This is a genomic window from Methylobacterium sp. WL103 (genome assembly GCF_008039885.1).
Lineage (GTDB): Bacteria > Pseudomonadota > Alphaproteobacteria > Rhizobiales > Beijerinckiaceae > Methylobacterium > Methylobacterium cerastii.
Genome location: NZ_VRUX01000317.1, coordinates 1 through 4,960, shown reverse-complemented (window position 1 = coordinate 4,960; position 4,960 = coordinate 1). Strand labels below are relative to the sequence as shown.

Below are 4,960 nucleotides of genomic sequence, written 5' to 3'. Positions count from 1 at the left end.
GGTCGACGCCGCCGCCCGCGGCGACGTGGCGGCGATGCAGGCGCCCGAGAAGGCGCGACAGGCGCCGGACATCGGGTTCAAGGGCCCGGGCAAGGAGGTGGGGGGTGAAGGAGCCCAGGCGGACGTGCGGCTTTCGGACTTCCGCGGCCGTCTCGTCCTCGTGAACCTGTGGGCGACGTGGTGCGCGCCGTGCAAGGCCGAGATGCCGGCCCTCGACCGGCTCGAGGCCGCCCTCGGGGGCAAGGACTTCGCCGTCGTCGCGATCAACCTCGATACGCGCAACCTCGACAAGCCGCCGGTCTGGATGCGGGACAACGGCATCGCGCGCCTGGCCTACTATGCCGACCCGGGCGGGCGCGTCCTGCCGGCGGTGCAGCGCGACACCGGCTCGCCCGGCCTGCCGACGACGCTGCTCGTCGACCCCGCCGGCTGCACGATCGGAGTGATGAAGGGGCCGGCCGAATGGTCGAGCCCGGACGGGCTGGCGCTGATCCGCGCCGCGCTCGGCCGCACGTCATGAACCGGTCCATGTCCTGAACCCGGCGGCATGTTCTGCACACGGCGCCATGTCCGGAACCCTGCGTCACGTCCCGAACCGGTCGAGGAGCCGGTGACCACGTTCGCAGGCACCGATGTCCACGCGCCCTGCCGACGTCCATAACACCTTGGAACGAGACGCGAAGTCCGGGTCCGGCAGACGAATCGCAGCGATGTCCGATTGCCTGACGCGTAAGTCTGCGGCATAGCCTGGCTATAGCCGAGGTTGGGCCATGATCTTCGTCACGGATGCCGTAGGAAAGATGGTCTATCTCAGTCAGGAATGGACGGTTCTGACTGGTCAACAGCTTGAAGACGTCTCCCAACGTGGCTGGAGCAAGGTCATCCATCCGGACGACCTCGCGATCGTGGGCACCGTGGTGGCCGAGGCGACCGTCGCGCGGAGCGAGTTCACCGTGCGCTACCGCCTGCTCTCGCCGGACGGGCGGGCGATCTGGGTCGCGGCCGGCGCGGTGCCGTCCTTCGGGCCGCCGGAGCGGACCTTCCTCGGATTCCTCGGCTCGATCAGCCTGCTCGCGGCCCCCCCGCCGAAGGGCACCGCGAGCGGTGCGCTCGGTCGCTTCAGCCGTCCGTCGCCGGTGGCGGAATCCGAGCCGCGCTCGGTCCTGGAGCTGGTCGCCGACCACCTGATCACGGCGCACGCGCTGATCATGCAGGACGGCGGCACCTGCGCCTTGGCGGCGGTCGAGGTCGCGCTGCACGAGATCGGGCGCGAGCTCGCACGCGTATCCGAGACCGCGCAGGACGGCTCGAACCTGCACTGAGCGTTTGTCGCCCGCGGCGGATGCCGGTGCGCGTCAGGAAAATGGTCTTGTCGGCGCCGCGGTCTCCTTACGCCTCCGTGTCGGCGTCGAGGTCGCGCCCGCGGGTCTCGTGCATCATCCAGGCGGCGATCGTGCCGAGCACGCTGAAGCCGACGAGGTAGTAGGCCGGCGCCAGCGGGTCGCCGGTGATCGCAATCAGCTTGTTGACGACGTAGTTCGTGCTGCCGCCGAAGATCGACACCGAGAAGGCGTAGACGATCGACAGCCCGGCGCTGCGCACCGCCCGCGGCAGCGATTCGGGGATCGCGACGATGATCGCCGCCGCGTTGATCGAGGACAGGGCCGACATCAGGAACGTCACCGCGTAGACCGAGGCCGCGGTCGGCGACTGCGCCAGCCACCAGAAGGCGGGCACGGCCAGCACCACGATCGCGGCGCGGGGCCAGACCAGCACCGGCCGCCGGCCGAAGCGGTCGGCGAGCCAGCCGCCCAGCAGCGGGAACACCACCGAGGCGAGGCCGAGTGCGATCGGCACCGCGGTCGAGACGGTCTCGGTGAGGCCGAGGGTGGCGCGGGCGTAGACCGGCATGTTGGTGCCGATGGCGTTCGAGACCGTCGAGGCGGCGATGACCACGAAGGTCAGGAGCAGCAGGCGCCCGTGCTCGCGCAGCAGCCGCATCACCACCGCGCCGGTGGAGGCCGCCGCCGCCGGGTCTTCGCCCTCGCCCGCCGTCTCGGGCAGGTGGCTGCGGATGACGAGGCCGACCGGGACGACGCCGACGCCGAGCAGGAACATGATGCGCCAGCCCCACTCCGCCATCGCCGCCTCGCCGAGGAAGAATGTGAGCGCGGTGGCGACGACGCCGGCGAACAGCGCGGCGCAGCCCTGGCTGGCGATCTGCCAGCTCGCCACGAAGCCGCGGTGCTTCGGCGGCGCCGCCTCCAGCAGGTAGGCGGTGGAGGGGCCGACCTCGCCGCCCAGCGCGAGCCCCTGGATCAGCCGCCCGACGATGACGATGACCTGCGCCCAACCCCCCAGCGTCGCGTAGGAGGGCGCCAGCGCCAGCATCAGCATGCCGACCGCCATCAGCGCGATGGTGATGAGCATGGCGGGCTTTCGGCCCGCCCGGTCGGCGAAGGCGCCGATGACGATGCCGCCGATCGGCCGCATCACGTAGCCGATGCCGAACAGGGCGAGCGAGGCGAGCAGGCTGTCGGTGGCGTTGGCGGAGGGGAAGAACGCCGCGCCGATCGGAACGGCGAAGAAAACGTAGAGCGTGAAGTCGTAGAATTCGAGCGCGTTGCCGAGGACCACGGCGCCGACCGCCTTTCGGTTCAGGGCCGGATGCTCCGGTGTCGTCGTTGCGGTCATCGCGCGTCCTTGCGTCATCCGTTCTGGCATAGCCGGCCCGGGCCGGGACCGCCACCGGCGGGGTCGCCCGCGAGGGCGAAGGCGAGCGCGAGGGAGGGTGCGAAGGGTTGCCCGCGGGCGCAAAGCCGGGCACCCCCGGCGCCATGACGAAGCCGCGCCCCCTTTCCGCGATCCGTAACGCGCTCGCCAGCGAGGCGGCCGGAGGCCTCGTGCTGATGGCGGCCGCCGCCTGCGCGCTCGTCGTCGCCAACACCGGCCTCGCCGAGACCTACGCCCACGCGCTGCACGCACCGCTCGGTCCGTTGAGCGTGCAGCACTGGATCAACGACGGCCTGATGGCGGTGTTCTTTCTGCTCGTCGGCCTGGAGATCAAGCGCGAGGCCCTGGACGGCCGCCTGCGGACCTGGCCCGACCGGGCGCTGCCCGGCATCGCGGCGATCGGCGGCATGGCGGTGCCGGCCCTTGTCTACCTCGCCTTCAACGCGGGCACCGGGACGGCGCGGGGCTGGGCGATCCCGGCGGCCACCGACATCGCCTTCGCGCTGGGCGTCCTGGCGCTGCTGGGTAAGCGCGTGCCGGTGTCGCTGAAGATCCTGCTCAGCGCGGTGGCGATCGTCGACGACCTCGGCGCCGTGGTGATTATCGCGCTGGTCTACACCGGCGGCCTCGACCCGACGATGCTCGGCCTCGCCGCCTTGGTGCTGGCGATCCTCGTCGGCCTGAACCGCGCCGGCGTCGCCGCGCTCACGCCCTACCTGTTGCTCGGCCTCGTGCTCTGGGTGCTGGTGCTGCGCTCCGGGGTCCACGCCACGGTGGCCGGCGTGCTCCTGGCGATGACCATCCCGATCCGCCCGAGCCCGGGCCGGCCGGAGGACGCGACCTCGCCGCTGCACCGGCTGGAGCACGCGATCACCCCCTTCGTCGCCTTCGGGATCGTGCCGCTCTTCGGCTTCGCCAACGCCGGGGTGCCCCTGCTCGGCCTGTCCCCGGGGGCGCTCCTCGACCCGGTGACGCTCGGCGTCGCGGGCGGGCTGTTCGTCGGCAAGCAGGTGGGCGTCTTCGCCGCCCTGCGCCTCGCCGTCTCCCTCGGGCTGGCGCACCGGCCCGGCGGGGCGACGTGGCGCCAGGTCTACGGCGTCGCGGTGCTCTGCGGCATCGGCTTCACCATGAGCCTGTTCATCGGCGCGCTCGCCTTCACCGACGCCGCCCACGAGACGGAGGTGAAGCTTGGGGTTCTCGTCGGTTCCCTGCTCTCCGGGCTGGCGGGCGCCGCGATCCTCGGATCTGCCGCCCCGCGGGGCTCCGCGCGAGCCTGAATCCCGGCGGCCGTGAGCCGGCTGCGGAATTCGAAAGAATGGCCTTGCCAGCCCGGCCCGGACGGGTCTAGCCTCTCCTCATGGCGACGCGGCCTCCTCCCCAGAGGCCCCGGCGCCGGATCGAGACGAAGAGGAGGTCTGCCATGCATGCAAGCCCGACCCACGTCCATTCCGCCGACACCGGTGCCGGTGACCAGGACGATCCGCCGAGCGTCCACCGACAGGGATAGAGGTTTTCGGGAGGGTTTTAGGCGCCCGACCCCACGGCCCTGAGCGCCCTGGGACGAACGCCGGACACCAACCCTCGAACCCGGGAACGTGGCCCCTGCCACCGGCCCGTCGGCGAAAGCCGACGGGCTTTTTCGTTGCAGCCATCCGGCCGCTGACGCAGCGCAGCACCAGGCGCGCGGGCCGTCGCAATCGTATCCAAAATTACTTAGGTACCCGCCCCTGGCTGCTCTTGCGCGAGGGTGACGAAGCGGTAACGTCGAGCATCAATACACGAGGAGAGAATCACCGCGGAAGCAGATCGACGGCTCACGAGACGATCAACGCAGCACAGGATGGCCCCCATGCCCGAGACGATTCGCGTCAAGCCCACCCACGACGGCACCTATACGGTCTATCGCGGGTCCACTGCCTTGATCTCAGGCCTCACGCGCCTCCAGGCCGAACGCTACGAGGCCAGCATCGGCGACCGTCGGCTCTCCGGGCTCCTCGCCGCCTCCGCCTGATCCGAGCGTCGGCCCGGCCGCCTCGCGCACCGGGTCGTCCGATCGAAGCGTCAGCCCAGCGTCAGCGGGCCAAGGTCCGTCACGGTCCCGCCCGCTCCGATCCCACGCTGCGTCGCCGACACGACGTGGCGCCCCCCGTTCTCCGAGAACGCGTACAGGATGTAGGCCGCCCGCCGCGCGGCTTCCGAGCCGTGCCCGCCCGCATGCGCGCCGGGC

At 71.4% G+C, this 4,960-nt stretch carries 5 protein-coding genes; 4 read left to right on the top strand and 1 reads right to left on the bottom strand.

Features of this window, described 5'->3' with window-relative positions; genetic code table 11:
• A partial coding sequence (locus FV222_RS17270) for a TlpA disulfide reductase family protein (RefSeq protein WP_147815254.1) occupies positions 1-520 on the top strand: 520 nt, incomplete at its 5' end.
• Positions 521-770: 250 nt separating this feature from the next.
• Positions 771-1,322 (top strand): PAS domain-containing protein, encoded by a 552-nt coding sequence (locus tag FV222_RS17265; protein ID WP_147750693.1) that lies wholly within the window; start codon positions 771-773, stop codon positions 1,320-1,322.
• A gap of 67 nt (positions 1,323-1,389) precedes the next feature.
• Here the strand turns inward: FV222_RS17265 and FV222_RS17260 are convergent, their stop codons facing one another.
• Positions 1,390-2,694 (bottom strand): MFS transporter, encoded by a 1,305-nt coding sequence (locus tag FV222_RS17260; RefSeq protein WP_147815252.1) that lies wholly within the window; start codon positions 2,692-2,694, stop codon positions 1,390-1,392.
• A gap of 143 nt (positions 2,695-2,837) precedes the next feature.
• Between FV222_RS17260 and nhaA the strand changes: the two genes are divergently transcribed.
• Positions 2,838-4,010, top strand: a complete 1,173-nt coding sequence (gene nhaA / locus FV222_RS17255) for a Na+/H+ antiporter NhaA (protein ID WP_147815256.1) — start codon at positions 2,838-2,840, stop codon at positions 4,008-4,010.
• 572 nt (positions 4,011-4,582) lie between these two features.
• On the top strand, positions 4,583-4,744 hold the full coding sequence (locus FV222_RS29770; RefSeq protein WP_187273555.1) for a hypothetical protein: 162 nt from the start codon (positions 4,583-4,585) through the stop codon (positions 4,742-4,744).
• Positions 4,745-4,960: the final 216 nt, after the last annotated feature.